The organism is Candidatus Pantoea gossypiicola (assembly GCF_008632075.1).
Lineage (GTDB): Bacteria > Pseudomonadota > Gammaproteobacteria > Enterobacterales > Enterobacteriaceae > Pantoea > Pantoea gossypiicola.
The window spans coordinates 136,211-161,087 of sequence record NZ_VWVM01000002.1 but is presented as its reverse complement, the minus strand read 5'-3'; the positions used below and the strand labels follow the sequence as shown (position 1 = coordinate 161,087).

24 protein-coding genes are annotated in these 24,877 nt (G+C 57.4%); 12 read left to right on the top strand and 12 right to left on the bottom strand.

Annotated elements, in window-relative coordinates; genetic code table 11:
• Nucleotides 1-112: 112 nt before the first annotated feature.
• The 3 genes from prs to lolB all read right to left on the bottom strand — a co-directional run bounded on the left by prs (nt 113) and on the right by lolB (nt 2,674).
• A complete protein-coding gene (gene prs, locus F3I20_RS03085) occupies nt 113-1,060 on the bottom strand; it encodes a ribose-phosphate diphosphokinase (protein WP_003850825.1) in 948 nt (315 codons plus the stop codon).
• Nucleotides 1,061-1,196: 136 nt separating this feature from the next.
• Entirely contained in the window at nt 1,197-2,054 is an 858-nt protein-coding gene (gene ispE, locus F3I20_RS03080; protein WP_150019299.1) for a 4-(cytidine 5'-diphospho)-2-C-methyl-D-erythritol kinase, read from the bottom strand.
• The gene (gene lolB, locus F3I20_RS03075; RefSeq protein WP_150038391.1) at nt 2,051-2,674 is read right to left on the bottom strand and encodes a lipoprotein insertase outer membrane protein LolB; all 624 of its coding nucleotides are present in this window, start codon (nt 2,672-2,674) and stop codon (nt 2,051-2,053) included. The genes ispE and lolB overlap by 4 nt, the downstream gene beginning before the upstream one ends.
• 216 nt (nt 2,675-2,890) lie before the next feature.
• On the opposite strand from lolB, the gene hemA reads away from it, so the two are divergent.
• Genes hemA through kdsA form a run of 6 tightly spaced genes read left to right on the top strand, consistent with a single transcriptional unit; the run spans nt 2,891 to nt 8,213 of the window.
• A complete protein-coding gene (hemA, locus tag F3I20_RS03070) occupies nt 2,891-4,147 on the top strand; it encodes a glutamyl-tRNA reductase (protein WP_150015461.1) in 1,257 nt (418 codons plus the stop codon).
• A gap of 43 nt (nt 4,148-4,190) precedes the next feature.
• On the top strand, nt 4,191-5,273 hold the full coding sequence (gene prfA, locus F3I20_RS03065; protein ID WP_150038393.1) for a peptide chain release factor 1: 1,083 nt from the start codon (nt 4,191-4,193) through the stop codon (nt 5,271-5,273).
• Nucleotides 5,273-6,106 (top strand): peptide chain release factor N(5)-glutamine methyltransferase, encoded by an 834-nt coding sequence (prmC, locus tag F3I20_RS03060; RefSeq protein WP_150015463.1) that lies wholly within the window; start codon nt 5,273-5,275, stop codon nt 6,104-6,106. The genes prfA and prmC overlap by 1 nt, the downstream gene beginning before the upstream one ends.
• A gap of 23 nt (nt 6,107-6,129) precedes the next feature.
• Complete coding sequence (locus tag F3I20_RS03055; RefSeq protein WP_013357622.1) at nt 6,130-6,522, top strand: SirB2 family protein; 393 nt, start codon at nt 6,130-6,132, stop codon at nt 6,520-6,522.
• A 1-nt stretch (nt 6,523) separates the two neighbouring features.
• The gene (gene sirB1, locus F3I20_RS03050; protein WP_150015464.1) at nt 6,524-7,333 is read left to right on the top strand and encodes an invasion regulator SirB1; all 810 of its coding nucleotides are present in this window, start codon (nt 6,524-6,526) and stop codon (nt 7,331-7,333) included.
• A 25-nt stretch (nt 7,334-7,358) separates the two neighbouring features.
• Nucleotides 7,359-8,213 (top strand): 3-deoxy-8-phosphooctulonate synthase, encoded by an 855-nt coding sequence (kdsA, locus tag F3I20_RS03045; protein WP_150038395.1) that lies wholly within the window; start codon nt 7,359-7,361, stop codon nt 8,211-8,213.
• A 59-nt stretch (nt 8,214-8,272) separates the two neighbouring features.
• Here the strand turns inward: kdsA and chaA are convergent, their stop codons facing one another.
• Nucleotides 8,273-9,364 (bottom strand): sodium-potassium/proton antiporter ChaA, encoded by a 1,092-nt coding sequence (chaA, locus tag F3I20_RS03040; protein WP_013357625.1) that lies wholly within the window; start codon nt 9,362-9,364, stop codon nt 8,273-8,275.
• A gap of 373 nt (nt 9,365-9,737) precedes the next feature.
• Here chaA and chaB point away from each other — a divergent pair, with 373 nt between their 5' ends.
• Together chaB and F3I20_RS03030 are read left to right on the top strand one after the other, a co-directional pair.
• Nucleotides 9,738-9,968: a putative cation transport regulator ChaB gene (chaB, locus tag F3I20_RS03035; RefSeq protein ID WP_150015466.1), complete on the top strand. Its 231-nt coding sequence runs from the start codon at nt 9,738-9,740 to the stop codon at nt 9,966-9,968.
• A gap of 225 nt (nt 9,969-10,193) precedes the next feature.
• Nucleotides 10,194-10,868: a gamma-glutamylcyclotransferase gene (locus F3I20_RS03030; protein ID WP_190285886.1), complete on the top strand. Its 675-nt coding sequence runs from the start codon at nt 10,194-10,196 to the stop codon at nt 10,866-10,868.
• A gap of 94 nt (nt 10,869-10,962) precedes the next feature.
• Here F3I20_RS03030 and F3I20_RS03025 read toward each other — a convergent pair whose 3' ends face one another.
• The 8 genes from F3I20_RS03025 to F3I20_RS02990 form a co-directional block, all read right to left on the bottom strand.
• Nucleotides 10,963-12,390 (bottom strand): serine/threonine protein kinase, encoded by a 1,428-nt coding sequence (locus tag F3I20_RS03025; RefSeq protein ID WP_150038397.1) that lies wholly within the window; start codon nt 12,388-12,390, stop codon nt 10,963-10,965.
• A gap of 44 nt (nt 12,391-12,434) precedes the next feature.
• On the bottom strand, nt 12,435-13,388 hold the full coding sequence (locus F3I20_RS03020) for a hypothetical protein (RefSeq protein ID WP_150038399.1): 954 nt from the start codon (nt 13,386-13,388) through the stop codon (nt 12,435-12,437).
• 14 nt (nt 13,389-13,402) lie between these two features.
• Nucleotides 13,403-14,179, bottom strand: a complete 777-nt coding sequence (locus tag F3I20_RS03015; RefSeq protein WP_150015470.1) for a PP2C family protein-serine/threonine phosphatase — start codon at nt 14,177-14,179, stop codon at nt 13,403-13,405.
• A complete protein-coding gene (gene tagH, locus F3I20_RS03010) occupies nt 14,176-15,312 on the bottom strand; it encodes a type VI secretion system-associated FHA domain protein TagH (protein ID WP_150015471.1) in 1,137 nt (378 codons plus the stop codon). Before tagH ends, F3I20_RS03015 begins: the two co-directional genes overlap by 4 nt.
• Nucleotides 15,313-15,348: 36 nt before the next feature.
• A complete protein-coding gene (gene tagF, locus F3I20_RS03005) occupies nt 15,349-16,047 on the bottom strand; it encodes a type VI secretion system-associated protein TagF (RefSeq protein WP_150015472.1) in 699 nt (232 codons plus the stop codon).
• Nucleotides 16,048-16,060: 13 nt separating this feature from the next.
• On the bottom strand, nt 16,061-18,175 hold the full coding sequence (tssM, locus tag F3I20_RS03000; protein WP_150038401.1) for a type VI secretion system membrane subunit TssM: 2,115 nt from the start codon (nt 18,173-18,175) through the stop codon (nt 16,061-16,063).
• Nucleotides 18,175-19,392, bottom strand: a complete 1,218-nt coding sequence (gene icmH, locus F3I20_RS02995) for a type IVB secretion system protein IcmH/DotU (protein ID WP_150015474.1) — start codon at nt 19,390-19,392, stop codon at nt 18,175-18,177. Before icmH ends, tssM begins: the two co-directional genes overlap by 1 nt.
• Nucleotides 19,393-19,477: 85 nt before the next feature.
• The gene (locus F3I20_RS02990; RefSeq protein ID WP_190285887.1) at nt 19,478-19,969 is read right to left on the bottom strand and encodes an SH3 domain-containing protein; all 492 of its coding nucleotides are present in this window, start codon (nt 19,967-19,969) and stop codon (nt 19,478-19,480) included.
• Nucleotides 19,970-20,456: 487 nt separating this feature from the next.
• Between F3I20_RS02990 and F3I20_RS02985 the strand changes: the two genes are divergently transcribed.
• From F3I20_RS02985 to F3I20_RS02970, 4 genes are all read left to right on the top strand, one after another.
• A complete protein-coding gene (locus tag F3I20_RS02985) occupies nt 20,457-21,668 on the top strand; it encodes a nitrate regulatory protein (protein ID WP_150038403.1) in 1,212 nt (403 codons plus the stop codon).
• Between the two features lie 262 nt (nt 21,669-21,930).
• Nucleotides 21,931-23,181, top strand: a complete 1,251-nt coding sequence (locus tag F3I20_RS02980; protein ID WP_150015482.1) for a CmpA/NrtA family ABC transporter substrate-binding protein — start codon at nt 21,931-21,933, stop codon at nt 23,179-23,181.
• An 11-nt stretch (nt 23,182-23,192) separates the two neighbouring features.
• A complete protein-coding gene (ntrB, locus tag F3I20_RS02975) occupies nt 23,193-24,065 on the top strand; it encodes a nitrate ABC transporter permease (protein WP_150015476.1) in 873 nt (290 codons plus the stop codon).
• Nucleotides 24,066-24,075: 10 nt separating this feature from the next.
• Nucleotides 24,076-24,867, top strand: coding sequence for an ABC transporter ATP-binding protein (locus F3I20_RS02970; protein WP_003853115.1), 792 nt, complete (start codon nt 24,076-24,078; stop codon nt 24,865-24,867).
• The last annotated feature ends 10 nt before the right edge of the window (nt 24,868-24,877 follow it).

Here is a 24,877-nt window from a genome sequence, read left to right as displayed (position 1 = left end):
TTGAAAATAGGGGATTAAAAGGAAATTTATCGGGGAAAAATCAGAAAAAAAAGCGCGTTAATCCAGACGGCAGAGATAAAAAAACCGGGCACAGGGCCCGGTTCCGCGAAGATTAATGCTCGAACATCGCCGAGATAGATTCTTCGTTACTGATGCGGCGAATCGCTTCGGCCAGCATGCCAGATAAGGTCAGTGTGCGCACATTCGGCAGTGACTTAATCTCGTCTGAAAGCGGGATGGTATCGCAGACGATGACCTGGTCGAGTACAGATTTACGCAGGTTTTCAACCGCATTGCCGGAGAAGATCGGATGCGTCGCGTAAGCAAACACGCGTTTGGCACCACGTTCTTTCAGCGCTTCAGCCGCTTTGCACAGCGTGCCGCCGGTGTCGATCATATCGTCGACCAGCACGCAGTCGCGGCCAGCAACGTCACCAATGATGTGCATCACCTGAGAAACGTTCGCGCGAGGGCGGCGTTTATCGATGATAGCCATGTCGGTGTCGTTCAGCAGTTTAGCGATAGCACGGGCACGTACTACGCCACCAATATCGGGAGAAACAACAATCGGGTTTTCCAGACCGATCTGCATCATATCTTCCAGCAGGATCGGGCTGCCAAATACGTTATCAACCGGGACGTCGAAGAAGCCCTGGATCTGCTCGGCGTGCAGGTCAACCGTAAGAACACGGTCAACACCGACGCTGGAAAGGAAGTCTGCCACTACTTTTGCGGTAATAGGCACACGCGCGGAACGCACACGGCGGTCCTGACGGGCATAACCAAAGTAGGGGATGACTGCGGTAATACGACCAGCAGAAGCACGACGCAGCGCGTCGACCATCACAACCAGTTCCATCAGATTATCGTTGGTGGGAGCACAGGTGGACTGGATGATGAAAATATCACCACCGCGTACATTTTCATTAATCTGTACGCTCACTTCACCATCACTGAAACGGCCTACTGCGGCGTCTCCCAGGCTGGTGTAAAGGCGATTGGCAATACGTTGTGCTAGTTCCGGGGTGGCGTTACCAGCAAATAGCTTCATATCAGGCACGAGAAGAACCTCAGGCTTTGCGTCCAGAGAATGAACGGTATGACTGTAACCGGCGCGTACGGTCATAGACGTTCACACGGGTGTGTTAATGCGAAACGTGCAGTGTCTGGAACGGGGTGACACTGTCACGCATTCGCTAATCGCCTCGCAGGGTACGCTGTAGCGGCGAAACGTTAACGCCCCGGGCTACAAATCCGCGTACCCCATTCGGGGCAAGCTCCAGCACCTGGCGGGCGGCGGACTCGGTGTCAAATTCAGCAAACACACAAGCGCCTGTGCCAGTCAGGCGTGACGGCGCGTATTCTAGCAGCCAGGAAACAAGCGCATCAACCTCACGAAAACGTTTTCTTACTACTGCTTCACAATCATTGGTGAAGGGTAAGGCTAAAAGCGTCGATAAACTGCGCGATGGCGTATCCCGCGTCAGCCCGGGGTCATTGAATACCACGGGTGTGCTGATGTTCACACCGGGATGGGCGACAAGATACCACTTTTCTTCCGGCGCTGCGGGCTGAAGTTGTTCACCCACGCCCTCTGCAAAGGCCGCAAAGCCGTGCACAAAGACCGGTACATCCGCGCCCAGCTTCACGCCGATTGCCGCCAGCTCATCTGGTGTGAAGCCGGTTTGCCACAGATGATTCAGCGCCACCAGCACGGTCGCCGCATCAGAAGAGCCGCCACCGATGCCGCCGCCCATGGGCAGCCTTTTCTCGATAGCAATCTGCGCACCCGCGCGTGCGGGCAGGCGATGGTTATCCTGTGCCGCCTGTTTCAGCATGTTTGCGGCGCGGACAATCAGGTTGTCCGCATCTGCCACGCCCGGCACCGGCGTTAATAGCTGAATAGCGTCGCTGTGATCGACGCTAATCTGCAGTTCATCCCCGTAGTCGAGAAACTGAAACAGCGTCTGCAGGTTGTGATAGCCGTCCGGACGACGGCCAGTGATGTAGAGAAAAAGATTCAGTTTTGCCGGGGCAGGCCAGTGGGTGATCATTGAACGGTCCAGCCGTCCATACGCAGTTTAATCCGCTGGTCACCCTCTTTCAGCTCCAGGCTGGACGGCAGCGGCGGCGTAACCTTGCTGTCGTAGCCCGCAATCGAAACCTGCCAGTTCTGACCGTCGCGGCTGTAGTTGAGGCTGCTCAGCTGATAGCTATCATTGAGCTGATAATCCGTGGCATCGCCTGGCAGACCCATCATCCACTGACGCAGATTGGCCAGCGGAATGTTCATGCCGGTCAGCTGCGAGATCATTTTCTGCGCATCGTTGCTGACGTAGCGCTTGCCTTTGTTATCGACGATCTGCACCACCGAGCCCTGTGCATCGAGCTGCAGTTCGGTGCTGCCAAGCGGATTTGTCAGCAGCAGGCGATAGCGATCGGGCGCGGTCTGCTGCCAGTTGAAGCGGGCGTAGACTTTCTGCTTGTCAGAGAGGTAGGCAAAGGCACCGCGGGTCTGGTAGTGCGTGACCTTTGAGACCGCCTGCTGATGCTGTTGCCACTGTGGCGCGGTAACGCTGGGGCCGGGACCTTGCGGTTTGTTGACGCTACAGGCCGCCAGCAGCACGCTGACAAGGGGCAAAAGGCGCAACAGATTGCGTGGTGAATTAAGCATCAAGTGGTCATCTCCTCGGACACATTTATTATTCGTAACGGATAACGCTAACCGTCCCGGTTTTAACCGTCAATGCTGTTATGCAGCAAATTGAGCACGAACAGGTTAATCTTATTACAGTCATAGCCTTTGTATGGCTTTTCTTGATCTGCCGCATCTTGTAGAATGCGCCTCACAAAACCCTGACATTATTGGGACATCCCAACCAAAACCGCCATGACGCTGCTCGCTCTCGGAATCAACCACAAGACTGCCCCCATTGCTCTGCGCGAACGCGTTACGTTCGGGCCGGAGACGCTCGAGCAGGCGCTGAACAGCCTGTTATCGCAGCCAATGGTGCAGAGCGGCGTGGTGTTGTCCACCTGTAACCGGACGGAACTCTACCTGAGTGTAGAGCAGCAGGCCGATTTACAGGCGCGTCTGGTGAGCTGGTTATGCAATTATCATCAGCTGGATGAAGAGGATGTGCGTAACAGCCTCTACTGGCATCAGGATAACGACGCGGTCAGCCACCTGATGCGCGTCGCCAGCGGACTCGATTCACTGGTGCTGGGCGAGCCTCAGATCCTCGGTCAGGTGAAAAAAGCATTTGCCGACTCCTCACGTGGCCATGCGCTGAGCAGTGAGCTGGAACGCATGTTCCAGAAAACCTTCTCTGTTGCCAAACGCGTGCGCACGGAAACGGATATCGGTGCCAATGCGGTGTCAGTGGCGTTTGCCGCCTGTACGCTGGCCCGTCAGATCTTCGAATCCCTCTCATCCGTTAATGTGTTGCTGGTTGGCGCGGGTGAAACCATCGAGCTGGTGGCACGTCATCTGCGTGAACATCAGGTCAAAAATCTGATCATCGCGAACCGTACCCGCGAGCGTGCCGAAGCGCTGGCATCGGAAGTCGGTGCAGAGGTAATCACGCTGGCGGAGATTGATGCCCGTCTGGCCGAAGCCGACATTATTATCTCCTCAACCTCCAGTCCGCTACCGATTATCGGCAAGGGGATGATGGAACGCGCGCTAAAAGCGCGACGTAATAAACCCATGCTGCTGGTCGATATTGCGGTGCCGCGCGACGTGGAGCCGGAAGTCGGCGATCTGCCTAATGCCTATCTCTACAGCGTGGATGACCTGCAGGCGATCATCGAGCAGAACCTGGCGCAGCGCAAAGCGGCCGCGGTTCAGGCGGAAAGCATCGTGGTTCAGGAAAGCAGCGAATTCATGGCGTGGCTGCGCTCACAGGGCGCGGTGAATACCATCCGTGAATATCGTTCTCAGGCGGAGGATATCCGTGCTGAGCTGGAAGGCCGTGCGCTGCAGGCGCTGCAGCAGGGTGCCGATCCGCAGAAAGTCATGCAGGAACTGGCGCACAAGCTGACCAACCGTTTAATACATGCGCCAACCAAATCACTTCAGCAGGCCGCCCGCGATGGCGATAATGAACGCCTGCAGATTTTACGCGACAGCCTGGGTCTCGATTAGGCACACCGCTGTCGCCACCTGTTTACGGGAATCCCACATTTAAATGAAAACCTCTATAGTTGCCAAACTGGAAGCCCTGCAGGAGCGCCACGAAGAAGTGGAAGCGATGCTGGGCGATGCTGGTGTCATCGCCGATCAGGAGCGTTTCCGTGCGCTGTCACGCGAATATGCTCAACTGACTGATGTGACCCGTTGCTTCCGCGACTGGCAGCAGGTTCAGGACGATATCGAAACGGCGCAGCAGATGCTCGACGATCCTGAAATGCGTGATATGGCGCAGGAAGAGTTGCAGGAAGCGCGTGAGAAGAGTGACGTGCTGGAGCAGCAGCTGCAGGTTCTCTTACTGCCGAAAGATCCCGACGATGAGCGCGCCTGTTTTATTGAAGTGCGCGCCGGAACGGGCGGTGATGAAGCCGCGATCTTCGCCGGCGATCTCTTCCGCATGTACAGCCGCTATGCCGAAGCGCGTCGCTGGCGTGTGGAAATCATCAGCGCTAACGAAGGTGAGCATGGCGGTTACAAAGAAGTGATTGCCCGCGTCACCGGCGACGGTGCCTATGGCCGCATGAAGTTCGAATCAGGCGGACACCGCGTACAGCGCGTGCCGGAGACCGAATCTCAGGGGCGTATTCATACTTCAGCCTGCACCGTGGCCGTGATGCCGGAAATTCCGGAAGCGGAACTGCCGGAAATCAACGCCGGTGACCTGAAGATCGATACCTTCCGCTCATCCGGTGCAGGTGGTCAGCACGTTAACACCACCGACTCCGCGATCCGTATTACCCACCTGCCAACCGGCATCGTGGTGGAGTGTCAGGACGAACGTTCTCAGCATAAAAACAAAGCCAAAGCGCTGGCGGTACTGGGTTCGCGTATTCACGCTGCTGAAATGGCGCGTCGTCACGCTGCTGAAGCCAGTACCCGCCGCAACCTGCTGGGCAGCGGCGATCGCTCTGACCGTAACCGCACTTATAACTTCCCGCAGGGCCGCGTGACCGACCACCGTATTAACCTGACGATCTACCGTCTGGATGAAGTGATGGAAGGCAAACTCGACAGCCTGATCGAGCCGATTGTGCAGGAGTACCAGGCGGATCAGCTGGCGGCACTGGCTGGTCAGGATTAATGGATATTCGTCACTGGCTGAAACAGGCTGTCGCCACGCTGTGCGGGGGTGACAGTCCGAAGCGTGACGCAGAGATCCTGTTAGGCTTCGTGACCGGGAAATCGCGCAGCTGGTTAATTGCCTTCGATGAAACGGTGCTCAGCGATGTGCAACTCGCACAGCTGGATAGCCTGCTGGCGCGGCGTGCACGGGGTGAACCGGTGGCGCATCTGGTAGGCGAACGCGAGTTCTGGTCGCTGCCGTTACGTGTCAGTGACGCCACGCTGATCCCGCGCCCGGATACCGAACTGCTGGTTGAACAGGTGCTGGCACATTTGCCCGCGACACCCTCGACCATTCTGGATATGGGCACCGGCACCGGGGCAATTGCGCTCGCGCTGGCCAGCGAGCGGCCCGACTGTCAGGTGACCGGCGTGGATCGCATTGAAGCCGCCGTTAAGCTGGCGGGCAATAATGCAGAACAGCTCAACCTCTCTAATACCACCTTTCTGCTCAGTCACTGGTTCCAGGCGCTCACACCGCAGCGCTTTACGCTCATCGTCAGCAATCCACCCTATATTGATGCCAGCGATGCGCATCTGGAGCAGGGCGACGTGCGTTTCGAACCGCGCAGCGCGCTGGTGGCAGATGAAGCGGGACTGGCCGATCTGCGCACGCTGATCGAGCAGGCGCCCGCGTGGCTGCTGCCGGATGGCTGGCTGCTGCTGGAACATGGCTGGCAGCAGGGTGAGGCAGTGGCTGCACTGATGCGGAATAATGGCTATCACGCCGTTGAAACCGTCAGGGATTACGGTGGTAATCCGCGTGTGACGCTGGGTCAGTTCCCTTCATAAAAGCGCTTTGAAAAGGATTTATGATGTTTGCTTTTTATCCCCTGATTAAAAATCTGCATATCTTAACGGTTGTGCTGACCGTGACGCTGTTCCTGCTGCGGTTTTACTGGCTGCGCCGTGGTTCGGCGATGATGACAAAACGCTGGGTCCGCATTCTGCCGCACGTTAACGATACTCTGTTACTGGTGACCGGCGTCCTGCTGGTGGTGATTACCCACTTCTATCCCTTCACGCCGCAAGGAAGCTGGCTGACGGAGAAGCTTTTAGCGGTTATCATCTACATCGCCTTAGGATTTGTGGCATTGAGTCGCCGTCCACGCACTGATCGCACCCGCTGGATCGCTTTTCTGGTGGCGTTAATCGCCCTGGTGACCATCATTACGCTGGCGCTGACCAAAATGCCGTTATGGGGATAGCATGACCTCGACCGAACAATTAGATTTCAGCCAGACACCGCTGTGTGAAGCGGTGATTGGTGCCACGCTTGCCATCCGCGCCGATTTCCCGGCGGTGTCGGTGGAAGCGCAGCTTGCGGCGTTAGTCGCCGAAGCGCGTGAGTATGTCAGCGACATCGAAGATGCTGACATGCAGCTCGAAAAGCTGCTGGAGCTGTTCTATCGCCAGTGGGGATTTTGCGGTGCCAGCGGCGTCTACAAACTTTCTGATGCGCTCTGGATCGACAATGTACTGAAGACCCGCCAGGGCACCGCCGTGTCACTGGGCGTGATTCTGCTGCACATCGCCGCCGAGCTGGAACTGCCGCTGATGCCGGTGATCTTCCCGACCCAGCTGATTCTGCGCGCCGACTGGATTGATGGCGATAAGTGGATGATCAACCCGTTCAATGGTGAAACCCTTGACCGGCATACGCTGGAAGTGTGGCTGAAAGGCAATATCAGCCCTACGGCGCGTCTGTATGACGATGATCTCGACGAAGCCAAAACCGTGACCGTGATGCGCAAAATGCTCGACACGCTGAAAGCGGCGTTGATGGAAGAGCAGAAGATGGAGCTGGCGCTGAACGTCAGTCAGGTGCTGTTGCGTATCGATCCGGATGATCCCTATGAAATCCGCGATCGCGGTTTGATCTACGCGCAGCTGGAGTGCGAACATATCGCCCTGAGTGATTTAAACTATTTCGTTGAGCAGTGTCCCGAAGATCCGGTCAGCGAAATGATCAAAGTTCAGATTCACGCAATCGAACAAAAACAGGTCACGCTGCACTAAGCGGACCAACTGAAAAGGAAAGGGCATGACACAGAAAGTCGTGAGTATTGGCGATATCAACGTTGCAAACGATCTGCCATTTGTACTGTTTGGCGGGATGAACGTGCTGGAGTCGCGCGACCTGGCGATGCGCATCTGCGAACACTACGTCACCGTGACAAATAAACTCGGTATTCCTTACGTGTTTAAGGCGTCGTTTGATAAAGCGAACCGCTCCTCGATTCACTCTTACCGTGGCCCTGGCCTCGAAGAGGGAATGAAGATTTTCCAGGAGCTGAAGCAGGCGTTTGGCGTGAAGATTATCACTGATGTCCATGAAGCGGCACAGGCGCAGCCGGTCTCCGAAGTGGTGGATGTGATCCAGCTGCCGGCCTTCCTGGCACGTCAGACTGACCTGGTGGAAGCGATGGCGAAGACCGGCGCGGTCATCAACGTCAAGAAGCCGCAGTTCGTCAGCCCGGGTCAGATGGGCAACATCGTAGATAAGTTTGCAGAAGGTGGCAACGAGCAGGTTATCCTGTGCGATCGCGGCAGCAACTTTGGCTATGACAATCTGGTTGTCGATATGCTGGGCTTTAACGTGATGAAGAAAGTCACCAAAAACAGCCCGGTGATTTTCGATGTGACCCATGCGCTGCAGACGCGCGATCCGTTTGGCGCGGCTTCAGGTGGTCGTCGTGCGCAGGTGGCTGAGCTGGCGCGTGCTGGTATGGCGGTCGGCATTGCCGGTCTGTTCATCGAAGCGCATCCGGATCCGGAACATGCCCTGTGTGATGGCCCATCTGCATTACCGCTGGATAAGCTGGAGCCGTTCCTGGTGCAGATGAAAGCGATTGATGACCTGGTGAAGAGCTTCCCGGAACTCGATACCAGCAAGTAAGTTTGCTGCAAAAAAAGAGCGATTAATCGCTCTTTTTTTTCGCCTGAAATTCAGTGACGTTACAGCATGATAGTCATCAAGTAGCCAATAAACAGCGCCAGATGCGCAGCACCGTTCAGCACATTGGTGCGGCCGGTTGAGAAGGAGATCTGACAGAGGATCAGCGATGCCATCATAATCACCATCTGCGGCGGCTCCAGCCCGAATATCAGCTCCTGTCCGGTCAGCGTGGCGATAATGGTCACCGCAGGCACCGTCAGGGAGATGGTCGCCAGCACCGAACCAAAGAATAGGTTCATGGCGCGCTGCACCTGGTTCATCAGCACCGCCTTAATCGCGCCCAGGCCTTCAGGGGAGAGGATCAGCAGGGCCACCAGGAAACCGGTGAACTGTGCCGGTGCATTCATCTCCGTCAGCAGGCTTTCCAGCGTATTGGCGTTCATTTTGGTCACGGCAATAACGGCAATCAGATGCACAATCAGCCAGACGGTGTGCCAGACGCTGCTGTGAGCTGAAGGTTTACCATGGTGCGGATCACCATCATCGCTATCATCTTCATGCTCATAGACAAACAGGCTCTGATGCGTTTTGGTCTGAATCAGCAGGAAAACGCCATACATCGCCGCGGAAATCGCCGCAATCAGCAGGGCCTGCGTCACCGAGAAATTTCCGCCCGGCAGCGCGTTGGGAAACACCAGCACCAGAATCGCCAGCGGGAAGATAGCGATGAGATATTGTTTTACGCCCGCCAGATTAACGTACTGCGTCGCAAATTTATTACCGCCCAGCAGCAGCGCAAAACCCACCAGCCCGCCGGTCACAATCATCACTATCGAATAAAGCGTATCGCGCATCAGCCCGGGTGCAGCATCGCCGGTCGCCATCAGCGCGGAGATCAGGCTCACTTCCAGAATCACCACCGACAGACTCAGGATCAGCGAGCCATAAGGCTCACCCAGCCGGTGGGCAAGCACGTCAGCGTGACGCACCACGCTGAATGCGCTGCTCAGAATGGCAACCAGCGCCAGTAAGTTAATCCCGACTACGACCGGAAATGAGGTATTTGCACCAAAAAAATAGAGTATACCCAGCGTGATAATGGGAAATATCAGCGAGAATTCCTTGTGACGTGTTTTTTCATGTGAAGGCATTCACCGTCCTCTCTGGTTAATGATTATCCGGACGCAGCGGATGCTGCTGTTAAAAATATAATCAGTTTTAGGGCAGGGCGCAGTTTATCTTTTCACCGGCCCGGGTGGGAAAAATTTACTGCTTTTTACTTAAATGCAATAAATTGCCGAAGGGGTATTAACCGGGTGTTATCTCAAATATTGCAAGGTTAATCAGGCTACAACAATTATGACTTATGCACCTATCTGGTCTCGTTTTGCCGAAAAACAGGCTTATCATTGTCATTTGCAGGGCGAGATTCTGCTTTTTAATCTGAAGCACTGATAAATCGCTGTTTGAATTTTTGCTGTCCTGCGCCAGGCTTAGTGTGAATTTATAAACTGAGGAGCCGCTATGCCTTACGCTAATCGAGCTGACTTACCTGACAATGTAAAACACGTACTACCTGCGCACGCGCAGGAGATCTATCAGCAGGCCTTTAACAGTGCATGGGATCAGTATAAAGAGGCTGAAGATCGCCGCGGCGATGACTCACGGGAAGAGGTGGCGCATAAAGTCGCCTGGGCCGCCGTGAAGAAAGAGTATGAAAAAGGTGATGATGATAAGTGGCATCCTAAAAAATAATTCCCCTGCTAGCCTGTTCATGACAAAGGGCCAGGATAATCTGGTCCTTTTTTTCGTCTGCGCTATCAGGTTTATCTGGTTTTTTTTAACCTGCGACCGGAATCACGCTTGAAACCCCGCGTGTAAATAGATTACTGTCAATTTGATGATCGAAACGCGGTGCCTTTTAGGCATCATGGTACAGGAGCCATTCTGCAGGACGCTATTGAAGTTGAGGAGGTCGCATTGCTTACCCGGGAATTTCTGTTAAAAGCGGATTGTAAAACGTCATTCGGGGATATCGATGAGACGCTGCTCTGGAGTTGCGAGCAGCGCGCGGCTTCTCTGGCAGCCACGCTGGCCTGCCGTCCCGATCATAGCCCGGTCTGGATCTTTGGTTACGGCTCGCTGATGTGGAACCCGATTTTTGAGGCAGATGAAGTCGCATCCGGTTCGCTGGAAGGCTGGCATCGCGCTTTCTGCCTGCGGCTGATTGCCGGACGTGCCACCGCCACACATCCTGGCCGCATGCTGGCACTGAAGCAGGGTGGCCGCACCACCGGACTGGCGTTTCGTCTGCCGGAAGCGCGGTTACATGAAGAACTGGCGCTGCTGTGGAAGCGAGAGATGATCACCGGCTGTTATTTACCAACATGGTGTGAGTTACAGCTGGAGGATGGCCGCAGCGTCACTGCGCTGACCTTTATCATGGACCCGCGCCATCCGCTTTATGAATCAGACTCCTGCCCGGAGGCAATTGCACCTTTGATTGCCGCCGCCAGCGGCCCCCTGGGATCGAATGCACAGTATCTGTTTGCGCTGGAAGAAGAACTGACCCGGCGCGGCATGGAAGAAGAGAGTCTGAGCCGGCTGGCGCATCAGGTGCGGACGCTGCAGCAATCCTGCCTCAGGCAGGCCTGAATCCCGACCGGCATAGCAAAAGGGCGCGTTCTTATGACGCGCCCTTTATTATCTGCACCGCTGACAGCCGCGACTCACCTGTTAATCCGGTTGCCTAATTGCCAGGATTAATCAGCCAGGTGCCCGGCTTATCAATCGTCAGGGATTGCGTGTGCATCTCACTGCCATTTTTAACGTCAATTTTATACTGTCCCGCCGCCAGATTCAGCGCGGCAAATCCGCTGCTGCCAGGTTTGACCTCAACCGGCTGTCCATTCAGCACCACGCTTTCACCGCTCTCCAGCTTAAGATAAACCGTCGCCAGCGCGGCAGGCACGGCAGCTGCTGGCGAGGTTGATGTGGGTGCCTGCGTCGCAGCTGCCGGATTGTTAACGACATCCGGTGTGGCACTGTGGCGGTTAGAAAGCCAGACGGTGACGACCACGGCCAGAAGCGCCACGGCAGCCAGCCCCAGCAAGCCAGGCGACAGCCGTCGCACCGTGCGCGGCGTTACCGGCTCCGCTGACGCCGCAGCGTGATTCATCGTCATCACCACTGGCGGGGCCGCTTCAACCGGCTCCTCGACGAGCTGCGCGGGCGGCTCGCCCGGCACCGGGAAGCTGTTCACTACGGCTTCCACATCACTGACCGGCAGATCAATCAGCGCCGCAAAGGCGTCAATCGTTTGCGGACGATCGCCGGGCTTCATCGCCAGCGCGCAGTCAATGGCATGCAGCAGCGGCAGCGAGTAGCCTTCTGGCTGACGTTCCACCAGCGGCTGATAATTATCTTCAATACAGCGCACCACACTCACGGGCGGTGGATTGCCGGTAATCAGGCTGTGCAGCACCGCGCCCAGCGCGTAAATGTCAGTCCACGGTCCCTGTTCGACTTCACCTTCTTCGCTGTACTGCTCAATCGGCGCAAAGCCGGGTTTGAGCATGATTTCGGTTTCGTCAGAGAGGTTGCCAATCTCTTTACGCGCCGAGCCGAAGTCCAGCAGCACCGGCAGCTGGTTCTCCTGAATCTGGATATTGTCGAGCGAGATGTCACGATGCAGATAGCCGGCCTGATGGATGGTGCTGATGGCCCCCAGCAGCGGCGGCAGCAGGCGACGGATCCAGGCTTCAGAGATGGAGGCCGGGCTGGTCAGTTGCCACTCTTTCAGCGTCATCCCGCTGTAGTAAAGCGTGCCCATATAGGCCGTGCCGTTCTGCTCCCAGAAGCGCAGCACGTGCAGCAGACCGGGATGATTAAAGCGGGCCAGCAGACGCGCTTCCTGAATAAAGCTGGTCAGCCCGGCATTAAACAGCTTCTGGAAACGTTCACCGCGCAGCTCCAGCGTTAAGTCGGCGGCACGGACAGCCAGCGACACGGGCATATACTCTTTAATGGCAATAGTACGTTCAAGCTGGTGATCCCACGCGCGATAGACGATGCCGAAGCCGCCGCCTCCGATCACTTCCTTGATCTCAAATTCATTAAAACGGTATCCGTCAGGCAGGGCATTCGGAACGGTTTTCGGATTATCATTAGCCGACATAGTGAACTCTCTGTACACGGCCTGGTCGTCAGGCTGCGCGGTAATTAATTGATGTTACGCCAGGCACCAATGGCAGGATCAACCAGATCCGCGTGCAGGGTGTCGATGAGTAACACATTCACTTTTTGCTGTGGCATGAAATAGGGCGCCCACTGGCTGCGCAATGTATCGACTCGCGATTTCACAGCGTCAGCATCCTGCTGCGCAGCATTCTTATCCATCTTTATTAACAGCGCACCATTGAAGCGCCAGACATGCTGCCGGGCATCAAAAGGCAGCACCAGCCAGCTATCCGGCGTATCCGGGCGTGTCACAATCATGCGCTGATTATTGGCAGCAATGACTTCCAGCTTGCTGTCCGGAATCGTCAGATTGGCGATGGGGTAACCCTGATAAAAGGTAACCGCAACCGGCGTCGGATGATCCGCTGTCGCCAGCGTCAGTTCACTTTTGCCTTCTGCCCAGCCGTCCGGCGAGCACTGCTGCTTGCTGACATCGGGAATAAACAGGGTCTGCGCATTGTCATCCCAGGCGGTGCGGAAATGGCAGCCGCTGGGGAGATCAAAATGTTGCAGCGGCGTGCTGTTGGCGGGCCGTGACAGGTCGAGCGGGGCGGCATTGCTGTCACTGGCGCTGGCTGTTGCATCCGCCATCACAATCGGCCGCCAGTTCTGCAACTTGCTGGCGCTGCCGCTGGCCAGTACGCCACCCTCTTTATTGGTCATCTGCCAGGGCAGTTCGTCCAGTAAGCCGCACTGATTCGCGAGCAGGGTGCCCACGCGCGGTAAAAAGGTGGTCAGTACGGCCGAATCCTTACTTTTGCCGGAGACGATACGCAGCGGCAGCGTCTCTTTACACCAGTCGTCAGGCGCTTTACTCACCACATTATCGATATAAACCTCCAGCGCCAGGCTGGGGGAGTAGACCACACGATAATTTTCAGCCTGGGCGTTAAAGGCAATCAGCAGAGTGATGATGCCGGGCAACCACAGTTTCATAAGGATCCTTGGAATCAAAAACGAGGCGGCAGAAAGCGCGCCGAATCAGCCAGTGAATAGAGCAGTGTTGCCTCTTCCGGCTCACCAATCCAGACCGCCAGTGCGCTGAGATTGTCTTTGTTAACGTTGCGGCTCACCGCCTGCTCCATCAGAGCCAGCCACTCTTCGCAGGCATTCACCATGCGCAGCGCCTGTTCCATTTCACCACTGGTCAGATTCAGCCAGAAGCCATCGGTGCAGACCAGAAAAGCGTCCCCATCCTCCAGCGCAATCTCCTGCGAAAAGCTGACTAAGCGAGGCGGCTCAGCGCCGAGCGCATTATAGAGTAAATTACTGTTAATGCCGGTATTTTCATAGCCCGCTTCTTTCAGCTGCTGGGCCAGACTGTGGTCACGGGTCACCTCGTGAAGCACGCCCCGCCGGAAGTGGTAAACCCGGCTATCACCAGCATGCGCCCACCATGCACGCTGTTTCTGGCGGTCAATAAACAGGGCTGCCAGCGTGGTGCTCATGCGGGAATATTTCGGATTTTTACCCTGTGCCTCATGCAGCGCTAAGCGGCATTGTTCGATCGCCTGATGGGTACTTTCCGGCGTAAAGTCGGTGTGCGCCTGTATCTGGCTCAGCAGGGTGTCGCGCACCAGCTGTGCCGCCATCTCACCGCCGGGCAGACCGGCCACGCCATCGCAGACTACAAAACAGGCTTTTCGCGCATCCAGTTCGGCACCCGTACGATCCTGATTCTCATCACGTAGCCCCTGCTGGCAGCGGCTGGCAAAAACGATTTTCATGCGTCGTCCACCCGCGTCTGAGAGTCTTTATACTGATTCACTTCCATGTCATAGGCATGAAGGAAAGCTTCACCAAACAGCGTATGGAAATCATCTTCGATCTCACCAGCCGTACGCTGGTAATTACGCATGAAGTAGTCCCATAGCGCCGCTTTCTTCGCAGTGGAAAACGGCAGTTTTGACACCAGGCCATCGGCGCGCGCCTGCTCCTCCAGTCGCTGCGGATTAAAAGATTGCAGCATCGCCGCGATAATGGCGCGAATGCCGGCAATCATGCCCAGCTGGTGGGCCTGCAGATCGACCAGCGCATCCCGCACTGCCTGTTCCGGCGGCATAAATCCGGGCATCTGACTCTGATACATCTGCATCAGCACGGTTTTGCCGGAGGGCAGGATCTTAAACGGGTTGTTGGCCTCATTCAGAATCATGGTCATGTCCGCTTTCACGCCCCGTTTGAGAATGGATCGTGATGAGAGCAGCGCCACGGTGCCCTGAGAAAAGAGGCTCAGCATCCTGCCGGTAATGCGCATCTGCTCTTCGTCAATCTGCGTAGCGTGCCCGTTGCTCAGCCCCATGCCGTCCAGCAGGGCGGCGATCAGCCGATCCTGATCCACCGGCTGTGCCGCCAGCACCCGGCGCGGCTCACTGGCCTGCGGATCGATCGCCAGCCGCGCATCACTGTGACGCTCGTGACGTGAAGGCGGCACGTCGTTGACCAGCAGCCGATCCTCAACCTCATGATGTTCGTGAATGCCCAAAGGATTCGCGGGCTGGGCGCTGTCACCGGCAAACAGCGCCAGGGGATCGCTCTGCGCGTTCTGGCAGGCGGGATCGCGCACTTCCAGCGCATAATCACCGATGCGCAATGCGTCGCCGTGCTTCAGCAGCACCTGCATGCCGCGACCCAGCGTAATGCCGTTATGTTCGACCGGCGTGACGCTGCCCTGGTTGGTCAGACGGCACTCGCCGTCATGCGACAGGTGAACCAGCGCCTGTAGTCGCGAAATAGCCCGCGTCTCATCCGGCAGCACCAGATCGTTGTCCTGACTGCGGCCAATGGTGCCGCCAGGCGGTTGAAACGCGACGCTTCTGACCGGAACATCCGTAGTGCATTGCACGATGGTAAATTGCATGAGTTATCCCAGATTTAACGGCAAACGCATCCGGCCTCACTCGAACATCGGAGGATAGAGGCCATTACGTCCCGGCTGTGCACCTGCCGCCGGGTTAAACAGTAACGAAAACAGTTGCGCCGTGAGGTTGCCGCTGTGCTTGTGGGTCGCATGGGCAAAACCATCACTGCGGTTACTCCACCAGTAGCTCATATGCTGCTGAGGGTCGAAACGTTCGGCCACTTCACGCCAGCTCAGCGTGCAGGGCAGATCCTGAAAACCGATCACATCCATAATCTCTGAGGGCTTCCTGGTGGGCACCAGCAGCGGCGACAGCGCCTGGATCTGCTGCTCTAACTGTTCGCCGTCCAGTGGCGTCTGAACCGCCCGCAACAGGGTCGCGCCCAGATCCTGAAACCAGTCACCAGAGATGGTCAGCTGAGCCGGATGCCACTGTGCCAGCGGAAAGCTGTGCAGTGCCAGTAGCGGCCAGGCGCGCCCGACGCGGTCACAGGAGGGCAGCAGACAGCCCATCTGCACGTGTGGCCGGGTCGCGGTCACCGGCAGGACAAAGTTCCATACTGGCGCATGAAGAAAGTTCGCGCTGTAAGACCAGGCCTGCTGATGCCAGTGCATTAATCCCTGCTGGAACCAGTGATTCCACGGGCTAATCTGTTGCTCACTCAGACGACGGTGCAGAAAGTCACCGGTCGACGGCAGCTTGCCATACCAGCCGGGGGCGGTGTAAGCAGCCATGTTCACCTCACCATTACTCGCTTTGCGAGTGTGATCGCGCAGCCGGGTGCAGCGGTGCTGCCGCCAGCACGCTGCCCGCCTGGCCCGCGATTTTAAGATTGTCTGCCAGCTTGCGCATCATCAGTGCATTGTCACGCGCATAAGGCGATGACTGAATCTGCTGATCCAGCAGCTGGCTCAGGTGCCAGTCGAGCTGCTGCAGATCGCGGGCGCTTACCGTATCGGGCAGCGAGCGCTGTAAGTTTTGCAGCAGCCAGGCCCGTAAAAATTCGCCATCGTAATTGCGCGGTTGATAGAGCATCTGATACGCGCGCAGCGCATTGCGGCTGTAGGCGTTATCATCACCCGGATCGTTGCGCAGAATGTTGGTGATCTGCTGGGCCACGCGCGGCAGCAGCAAAGACTTAAGCGCATTTTGATAAAGCACCCAGGCGGCATCGCTGACCTGACTGCCGCGATATAAGCCTGCCCGCATAGTAAGCGGCGGATTATCGAGAGAAAAACGTTCCGACAGCGGCAGCTTCACAAGGTTGTTAAGAAAGGGTAGCAGATCAAAAATATTATCAGCAGGCTGATGAATCACCTGCTGACTCTGCTCACGAATAGCGGGTACGCGCGCGGCCACCTGCTGCAGATAGTGCTGATTCTGGTAGTAGCTAAGGCCCCACAGGCTGGAGGCGATCAACAGCGCGCCTGCCAGCACGCCGTAGCCAATCCAGTGGAACAGCTGATTGCGATACTCCCAGCGGCGATTACTGCCCGCCAGTCCGCTCTCTTTAAAGATCAGATCGCTCAGCAGGTCACGAATAAAGAAGCTCTGGCCTTTGTTGCCGGGAATCGGACTATTGCGGTTAACGCTGTCCCAGGCGGCAATTGAATGTTCGCCCGCCTGACGTAACTGGAGTTTACGGCTCAGTTCACCCATCACCCGATCAAATGGCAGGCCTTCCTGCGTGCCGCTGGTAAAGAAGAGGCCGCGCGGGCTCCAGGCAACGGCATCCTGATGATCAGAAAAGACGATATCCAGATACTCGTTCAGCAGCGGACGCAGTGAGGCGAACTCCTGCGGGAAGAGAAAGCATTCAGCGCGCTCATTCAGATCGCGCTCCTGAGTCATCTGCTCCGCCAGCTGCTGCTGAAGCTGCTCTTCCAGCCGCTGAAACTGCTGGCCAAAATGACGATGCCAGTCATCTCTGTGCGGCTTGCTCGTCTCCCGGTTAAACGTAAAGCCCCAGATAGCGTCACGCCGCGCTTTATCGATGTTGCCGAAGTAGCTCATAAAGCCTTTCAGCAAATCAGTTTTGGTGACCATCACATAGACCGGGAAGTGAATCCCCGTCTGCTGATGCAGTTCCGCCATGCGCTCGCGCAGCGCGCTGGCCTGGGCAAAACGCGCTTCGGCGGAATCGCTCAGCAGATCGGCCACGCTGATGGTCATGATGACACCGTTAATCGGCTGGCGGGTGCGATAGCGTTTCAGCAGATTGATAAAACTGTGCCACTCCGCGGCATCGCGCACGCGCTGGCTCTCCTGCAGCGCATAACGCCCCGCGGTATCAATCAGCACTGCGCTGTCGGTAAACCACCAGTCGCAGTTGCGGGTGCCGCCGACGCCACGAATCGCCTGTTTACCCAGCGTATCGGTCAGCGGGAAATCGAGGCCCGCATTAAACAGCGCGGTGGTTTTACCCGCACCGGGCGCACCCATCACCAGATACCAGGGCAGCTGGTAGAGATAATTGGCATTAAAGCGCGCAAGCAGATTGCCGCTGTGACGCCGGCCAAACTGGGTGCGTTTTAGCTGCATCGCTGCTTCGCTGAAGCGCTGATTAAGCCGCTCTTCAGTCATCTGACGCTCCGCCGGATCGTCGTTGCCCGCCAGCTGAAGCTGGGTGAGTAAGCGGCTGTTAAACCAGGCACGATAAAGTGACGGGATCAGCTGGAACAGGATCCAGAGAAAATAGAGAGCGCTCACGGTGAGCTGGCGAGGCAGCACCGGTTCCAGGGGACGCGACTCGTTCCATGTCCAGAACGGCCCCAGCATCCAGACCAGGCAGCTCAGCGCCGTGACGCCAATAAAGCTCCACAGCAGGCGATGCGTTAACAGCAGACGAAGGGAAGCGCGCATTATTGTGCTCCTTGATGATTACTGAGCGTTTCAGGCGCGGCAAACAGGGTGATCTCAACGCGGCGGTTACGGGTGCGGTTTTCGCTGCTGTCGTTGGGCAGCAGCGGGTCACTGTCGCCGCGGCCTTCAGAGCGTACCGTATGACCATCCTCCAGCTGCAGCTGCAACAGCTGGGTGATTGCGCGGGCGCGGGCGAATGAGAACTCGTAGCTGGAGGCAAAACGGTTGTTATCCACCGGATGATCGTCGGTAAACACTGACACCAGAATGGTGCCTTTCACATCTTTCATCGCGGTTGAGACGCGGGCCAGCAGCGCGCGGCCTACCGGATTGATGACCGTGCCTTGCTCGGCAAAAAGTTTGTCTGCGGGGATAATCACTTTACTGCCAAAAGCACCATCGCTGACTTCTAGCTGTCCGGCAGCGATCACATCGTTCAGTCGCTGACGCAGATCGAGCAGCGCCTGCGGAGAAGAGGGACGGCGGCCCGCAGTAATCTGCGGCAGCGGAGTCTGGTAGAGGGTACGCAGCAGCGGTTCGGCAGCGTTGCCGAGCCGCCAGTTCAGTCCGCTGTAGATCAGGCAGCCAATGAGCGCGACCAGCATGGCGCAGGCCCAGAGCGGCACCATCGGGCGGGCGAGGGTACTGACGAGCGGATGCACCTCGACCAGCGGAGGTTGCGGCGTCTGTCGCTGGGCGCGTGTCTCGTCAATCAGGCTTTTCAGGCGCTTACGGATACCGTCGCACTGGGCGCGGCCATTTTCACTGCCGCGATAGCGGCCTTCATAGCCCAGCAGCAGGCAATATTGCACCACTTCCAGCAGCCAGAGGTGTTGTTGTGGGCTTTGTGAAATGCGCGACAGCAGCTGAAAGAATTTCTCGCCGCCCCAGCTTTCATTGTGAAAGGTCACCAGCATGCCGTTGCCCGACCAGACGCCACGCGTGCCCCAGGGGGTTTGCGCAGCGGCTTCGTCCAGCGCGCTGCAGATGCAGTAACGCGCGCCGATAATCATCTCAAACGGCAGCCCTGCCTGTTTACAGCGTTGTTCAAACTGGCGGATTTCATCGATCAGAGACTGGCGCAGACCCGCAGGGTCATCATGGGTGGCTGCCCGACGAATTTGCACCACCGCATTCAGCAGTGGCGCCGCAGCCTGAAGTAATAGATTCTCATTGCCTGAGGGGGTCGCCTCACGCGCAGGGGATTCCACAGTCATTAATTCGTGATCTTCCAGCCAATGGCAAATCCCTGTACCCGCAGCACAGGAGGGTGCTGCGGGCAATATGCGCCGGATTTCATATTCAGTCTAAGATCCAGGTCGCGGTATCGTTAGTCCGACAGGCTTTACTCGCGCCGCCGACGGCCACGCAGACCTGTTTCGCTTTGCGCGGGCGGGGACGATCGCTCTGCACTGTGGCATCGTAACGACTGCTCTCTACGCCCGCTTTTAACGGTACATAACCAATTAACGGGCCATCAGCCTGGTCAGCAATCGCCAGCCAGCTGTGCTCCACATTACCTAATACTTCAAACGGTTTACCCGTTTCGAGATAGCGAACGACTTTGCCGCCGTAATCCGGCGAGGTCATGACCGAGGCACCATAGAGCGCCCGCCAGGTCTGATTGACCGGCTCAAATTCAGTCGGTGCCACGACAGCGTGTCGATGGACCAGTTTGACGCCGTTAATTTCGCTGGTGACCAGCGTATCGTCAGTGACGGGCGGCGGCGGGGCCTTACAGCCTGCCAGGGTAAGCACCGCCAGCAGTGTTAACGCAAGACTCTTTTTCACCATGTTCCTCGTGATCTCATCAAAGTATCTGCATATTGCCAGGCCCGATGCATGAGGCGCTGTTTTTCGCGCCGCATCGTGCCGAAAGTCTGTTGTTCAAAAAAAGTTCAGATTACATCAGGATAGTTACGCGTTTAGTCTACCTAAGACTTTTGAGAATTCAAACCATTGCACCCACTGGCGATGCGTGATAGCAGGCGCTTTAGGGGCGGGCTGCGATATAAGAAAAGCGCCAGACAATGTGATAGTTAAAGCGAACTGTATTATCGCAGTGACAAACTGGTTGAGAACAGTGCCGCGCATTCTGACATGCAATGGATCCGATTGGAAACTATTAAGCCTTTCTAATCGTTCGTTACCGATAAAATTTATCTCTTCACCTAAAGAATCTTATCAAAATCAGAATTTACGCGCCGGATACGCCCGCCTGTTTTCCGGAAAGCGGCACGCCTTTTGCTTCAGAAAGGTTTTAACGGCGGAAAGGTGAAACATGGATGCTCTGACCTGGCTGCAGGCATCGCGTGACAGCGATATTGCCAGCCTGCAACGGCTGCTTGAGACCGGCGAGCTGATGGCCGCCGTCAGTGAGCTGGTACATCGGCTGCAGCGGGAACGCGGCGCAAACAATCTCTGGATCTGCTCCGGTGGCACGCTGTTCAGCGCCGAGCGTTACGCCCGTCAGCAGGAGGTCAGCGCCGGTCTGCACCATTTTTATCAGGCACTGCCGCCTGCCACCGCACAACCCGGTTTCAGTCGATTCTGCAACCTGATTGCAGCTGCCCTGCAGGCGCTGGCGGGATTACCGCTGCTGCGTCAGCAAATCAGCCAGCATGAGCGGGATCAGGCTGCGGCGATGGCGGCGTTTAATCAGGTTATCCGCACCTTGCTTAATCTGGTGTTTGAGGCAGCCGACACTGCCAGCGATCCCGATATCTCGCGTGCACTGATCGCGCTGTTCAGCTTTATGCAGGGCAAAGAGCTGGCAGGACAGGAGCGGGCCATCGGCTCAGCCGGCTTTGCGGCGCAGCACTTCACGTCTGAGCAGCGCAGCCAGATGGTGGCGCTGATTGCGGCTCAGGAGCAGAGCTTTACGACTTTTCGGGAGTTTGCCGACAGCGCCGCCTGTGAACGCTGGCAGCCAATGTCTCAGGCCAGCCGGGATATCGAACGGCTGCGGCGCATCGCCTGCACCGGTAGCCAGTATGATGAAACCGGCGCGCTGGAGTGGTTTTCCCTGCTCTCCGAGCGGCTGGACCAGATGAAAACCCTGGAGGATGCCCTGACGGCCACGCTGATGCAGCGCTGTCGTGAGGCGATAGAGCAGGCGCAGCAACAGGCGGCATCGCCTGTCGTGCAGGGCGACAGCAACTTCGCGCTCTACATCTGCGGGGCTGACTGGCTGCCCGGCGCGTCAACGCTCAACAGTGACGGACTGGCCCCGCAGCTCGGGCGCTCGGTGCTGTCGCTGATTGGTGAGCAGTCGCAGCGACTGCAGCAGCAGGCGGATGAGCTGGCATCGATGCGCGCGTCACTCGACGAGCGACGAGTGATTGATCAGGCCAAATACTGGCTGATGCAGCAGCAGGGTTTCACCGAAGAGGCTGCCTGGCAGGCGCTGCGCAAAAGCGCCATGAATCAGAATAAGCGTGTACTGGAGATCGCGCAGGCAGTGCTGGCCGTTGCGAAGACCCTGAGCAACTAACCCGGACGAGGTAGCTGCACAACCTTTGTGCGTGATCTGCGTCAGAAACGTGCAAAAAAGGTTAATTATTCAGCAGTGCATCACCGTATGCCAGATTTAACGCGGCTTCAGCGATCTGGCACACCCTTTGCTTTAACCTTACAGAGAGTACGCATTGCTCCCGCCAATGGCGGTGGGGTCAGTGCTTTGGATAAAGGCGTCCATCCGCAGGCTTCGGCTTGTCGGAGGACGCCTTTTTTTATTTCTGTTCAGGGGCAACATGATGAGCAAAACGCCATTATCACTGACACGACGTCAGGCGCTGATCTCCGGTGCGGCGCTGGGTGCGGCCTGGATCGTGCCGGGATTACGAAATGCGGTCTGGGCAGCAGGCTCCGATGCGCCAGAAAAGGCGCAGGTGCGGGTCGGCTTTATTCCGCTTACCGATTGCGCGCCGGTCGTTATGGCGTCGGTAAAAGGCTTCGATAAGAAGTATGGCCTGACATTGCAGGTCAGCAAAGAGGCGAGCTGGGCGGCGGTGCGCGACAAGCTGACCTCCGGCGAACTGGATGCGGCTCATGTGCTTTACGGCATGATCTACGCGCTGCAACTGGGTGTCGCGGGGCCGCAGCACGACATGGCGAACCTGATGACGCTCAATCACAACGGCCAGGCGATCACCCTGTCGAACCAGCTGAAAGCCAGTGGCGTTACCGATGCGGCCAGCCTGAAAAAAGCCGTTGATGGCAGCCCGAAAGGCAGCCTGACCTTCGCCCACACCTTTCCTACCAGCACGCACGCCATGTGGCTCTACTACTGGCTGGCCAATGCCGGCATTCATCCGTTTGACGATGTGCGCACCGTGGTCGTGCCGCCGCCGCAGATGGTGATGAACATGAAGATTGGCAACATGAGCGGCTACTGCGTCGGCGAGCCGTGGAACCAGCGTGCCATCAGCGACAACATCGGCTTTACCGTCGCCACCAGCCAGCAGATCTGGCCGGAGCATCCGGAAAAGGTGCTCGGCACCCGCGCGCAGTGGGTGAAAGAGAACCCCAATACGGCCCGCGCGCTGACTGCCGCGGTGCTGGAGGCGGCGCGCTGGATCGATGCCTCAGACGATAACCGCCGTGAAACCGCGCAGGTGTTAGCCGGTCGAGCCTGGATCAACACCAAAGTGGAGACGCTGCAGGGGCGGATGCTCGGTCAGTATCAGAACGGGCTGGGACAGTCGTGGCAGGACGCGCATCCGATGCGCTTCTTCGACAACGGCAACGTCAGTTTTCCGTGGCTCTCGGATGGCATGTGGTTCCTGACCCAGATGAAACGCTGGGGACTGCTCACCAGCGATCCCGATTACCTTGCCGTGGCCCGCCAGATCAACCGCATCGACATCTATAAACAGGCCGCCAGCGCCGTCGGGCAGATTGCACTGCCCGCCAGTGAGATGCGCAGCAGCACCCTGATCGACGGTAAGGTCTGGGATGGCAGCAATCCTGCCGCCTACGCCGCCAGTTTCGCTATCAAACGTTAAGAGAGGTTGCTATGAAAACTGACGCGCGCGCCCTGGCGCAGCCGGTACAAACCCCCGGCAGTGCCACCGTTATTCCGTTACAGATCACCCCGAAAGCCGCCGTGCGTCCGGCACGGCTACGTCCGTTTTTGCAGCGCTGCATCCCGGCTGCGGGCGGCCTGCTGCTGATGTTGCTGGTGTGGCAGATCGCCGCCTTGTCCGAACCCTCGTTTCCCTCGCCTTATGCGACCTGGCAGGCCGCGCAGGTGCTGTTCGCTGACCCGTTCTACAGCAATGGTCCCAACGATCAGGGCATCGGCTGGAATGTGCTGGCCTCCCTGCAGCGCGTCGCCATCGGCTTCGGCCTGGCTGCGCTGGTGGGCATTCCGGCCGGTTTTCTGCTGGGGCGCTTTACCTTTATGGCGCGGATGTTCAATCCGATTATTGCCTTACTGCGTCCGGTCAGTCCGCTGGCCTGGCTGCCAATTGGACTGCTGCTGTTCCAGCGCGCCGAACCGGCCGCCAGCTGGACCATTTTCATCTGTTCGATCTGGCCAATGATCATCAACACTGCCGAAGGGGTGCAGCGCATTCCGCAGGACTACCTCAACGTGGCGCGGGTGTTACAGCTCTCGGAATGGACGGTGATGCGCCGGATTCTGCTGCCCGCCGTGCTGCCTGCGGTGCTCACCGGAGTGCGTCTCTCTATCGGCATCGCGTGGCTGGTGATTGTGGCCGCCGAAATGCTGACGGGCGGGCTGGGGATTGGCTTCTGGATCTGGAACGAGTGGAACAACCTCAACGTGGCAAACATTCTGATCGCCATTCTGATTATTGGTGTGGTCGGGCTGCTGCTGGAGCAGGGTCTGATGCTGCTCGCGCGTCGTTTCAGCTGGGAAAAATAAGGAGAACATCATGCAGCAACACATTATTCGCGTTCAGCAGGTGAGTCAGCGTTTTAACACCGCCAGCGGCGAGTTTCTGGCGCTGGACAACGTCAGCTTTGATATCCACGAAGGCGAAACCCTGAGCCTTATCGGCCATTCCGGCTGCGGCAAATCGACGCTGCTCAATCTGATTGCCGGATTAACCCGTCCCAGCAGTGGTGTGCTGCTGTGCGATAACCGCGAAATTACCGGACCGGGTCCCGAGCGTGCGGTGGTGTTTCAGAACCATTCGCTGCTGCCGTGGCTGACGGCGTTTCAGAACGTCGAACTGGCGGTGCAGCAGGTGTTTAAAGGGCGCTTCAGCAAAGCGGAGATGCGCGACTGGATCGAACACAACCTTAATCGGGTGCAGATGAGCCACGCCATGCACAAGCGGCCTGGCGAAATTTCCGGCGGCATGAAGCAGCGCGTTGGCATTGCCCGGGCGCTGGCGATGAAGCCGCGCGTGCTGCTGCTGGATGAGCCATTTGGCGCACTGGATGCCTTAACCCGCGCTCACCTGCAGGACAGTGTGATGCGCATCCAGCAGGAGCTGAACACCACCATTGTGCTGATCACCCATGACGTGGATGAAGCGGTGCTGCTCTCCGATCGGGTGTTGATGATGACCAACGGCCCGGCGGCGCAGGTCGGCGAAATACTTACGGTCGACCTGCCGCGTCCGCGGTCGCGGGTCGCGCTGGCGGATGAGCCGCGCTACCACCAGCTGCGCCAGAAAGTGCTGCATTTCCTCTATGAAAAACAGACCACGGCAGCCTAAGGAACACATT

Excerpts from the sequence above, each read along its gene's own strand:
- lolB (WP_150038391.1), bottom strand. The coding sequence starts at position 2,674 with ATGCTTAATTCACCACGCAATCTGTTGCGCCTTTTGCCCCTTGTCAGC.
- F3I20_RS02990 (WP_190285887.1), bottom strand. The coding sequence starts at position 19,969 with ATGGTGAAAAAGAGTCTTGCGTTAACACTGCTGGCGGTGCTTACCCTG.
- ntrB (WP_150015476.1), top strand. The coding sequence starts at position 23,193 with ATGAAAACTGACGCGCGCGCCCTGGCGCAGCCGGTACAAACCCCCGGC.
- tagF (WP_150015472.1), bottom strand. The coding sequence starts at position 16,047 with ATGGCTGCTTACACCGCCCCCGGCTGGTATGGCAAGCTGCCGTCGACC.
- F3I20_RS03020 (WP_150038399.1), bottom strand. The coding sequence starts at position 13,388 with ATGAAACTGTGGTTGCCCGGCATCATCACTCTGCTGATTGCCTTTAAC.
- ispE (WP_150019299.1), bottom strand. The coding sequence starts at position 2,054 with ATGATCACCCACTGGCCTGCCCCGGCAAAACTGAATCTTTTTCTCTAC.
- chaB (WP_150015466.1), top strand. The coding sequence starts at position 9,738 with ATGCCTTACGCTAATCGAGCTGACTTACCTGACAATGTAAAACACGTA.
- F3I20_RS02985 (WP_150038403.1), top strand. The coding sequence starts at position 20,457 with ATGGATGCTCTGACCTGGCTGCAGGCATCGCGTGACAGCGATATTGCC.
- sirB1 (WP_150015464.1), top strand. The coding sequence starts at position 6,524 with ATGACCTCGACCGAACAATTAGATTTCAGCCAGACACCGCTGTGTGAA.
- prmC (WP_150015463.1), top strand. The coding sequence starts at position 5,273 with ATGGATATTCGTCACTGGCTGAAACAGGCTGTCGCCACGCTGTGCGGG.
- F3I20_RS03015 (WP_150015470.1), bottom strand. The coding sequence starts at position 14,179 with ATGAAAATCGTTTTTGCCAGCCGCTGCCAGCAGGGGCTACGTGATGAG.
- kdsA (WP_150038395.1), top strand. The coding sequence starts at position 7,359 with ATGACACAGAAAGTCGTGAGTATTGGCGATATCAACGTTGCAAACGAT.
- chaA (WP_013357625.1), bottom strand. The coding sequence starts at position 9,364 with ATGCCTTCACATGAAAAAACACGTCACAAGGAATTCTCGCTGATATTT.
- tssM (WP_150038401.1), bottom strand. The coding sequence starts at position 18,175 with ATGCGCGCTTCCCTTCGTCTGCTGTTAACGCATCGCCTGCTGTGGAGC.
- icmH (WP_150015474.1), bottom strand. The coding sequence starts at position 19,392 with ATGACTGTGGAATCCCCTGCGCGTGAGGCGACCCCCTCAGGCAATGAG.
- F3I20_RS02970 (WP_003853115.1), top strand. The coding sequence starts at position 24,076 with ATGCAGCAACACATTATTCGCGTTCAGCAGGTGAGTCAGCGTTTTAAC.
- prfA (WP_150038393.1), top strand. The coding sequence starts at position 4,191 with ATGAAAACCTCTATAGTTGCCAAACTGGAAGCCCTGCAGGAGCGCCAC.
- F3I20_RS03055 (WP_013357622.1), top strand. The coding sequence starts at position 6,130 with ATGTTTGCTTTTTATCCCCTGATTAAAAATCTGCATATCTTAACGGTT.
- tagH (WP_150015471.1), bottom strand. The coding sequence starts at position 15,312 with ATGCAATTTACCATCGTGCAATGCACTACGGATGTTCCGGTCAGAAGC.
- F3I20_RS03025 (WP_150038397.1), bottom strand. The coding sequence starts at position 12,390 with ATGTCGGCTAATGATAATCCGAAAACCGTTCCGAATGCCCTGCCTGAC.
- hemA (WP_150015461.1), top strand. The coding sequence starts at position 2,891 with ATGACGCTGCTCGCTCTCGGAATCAACCACAAGACTGCCCCCATTGCT.
- F3I20_RS02980 (WP_150015482.1), top strand. The coding sequence starts at position 21,931 with ATGAGCAAAACGCCATTATCACTGACACGACGTCAGGCGCTGATCTCC.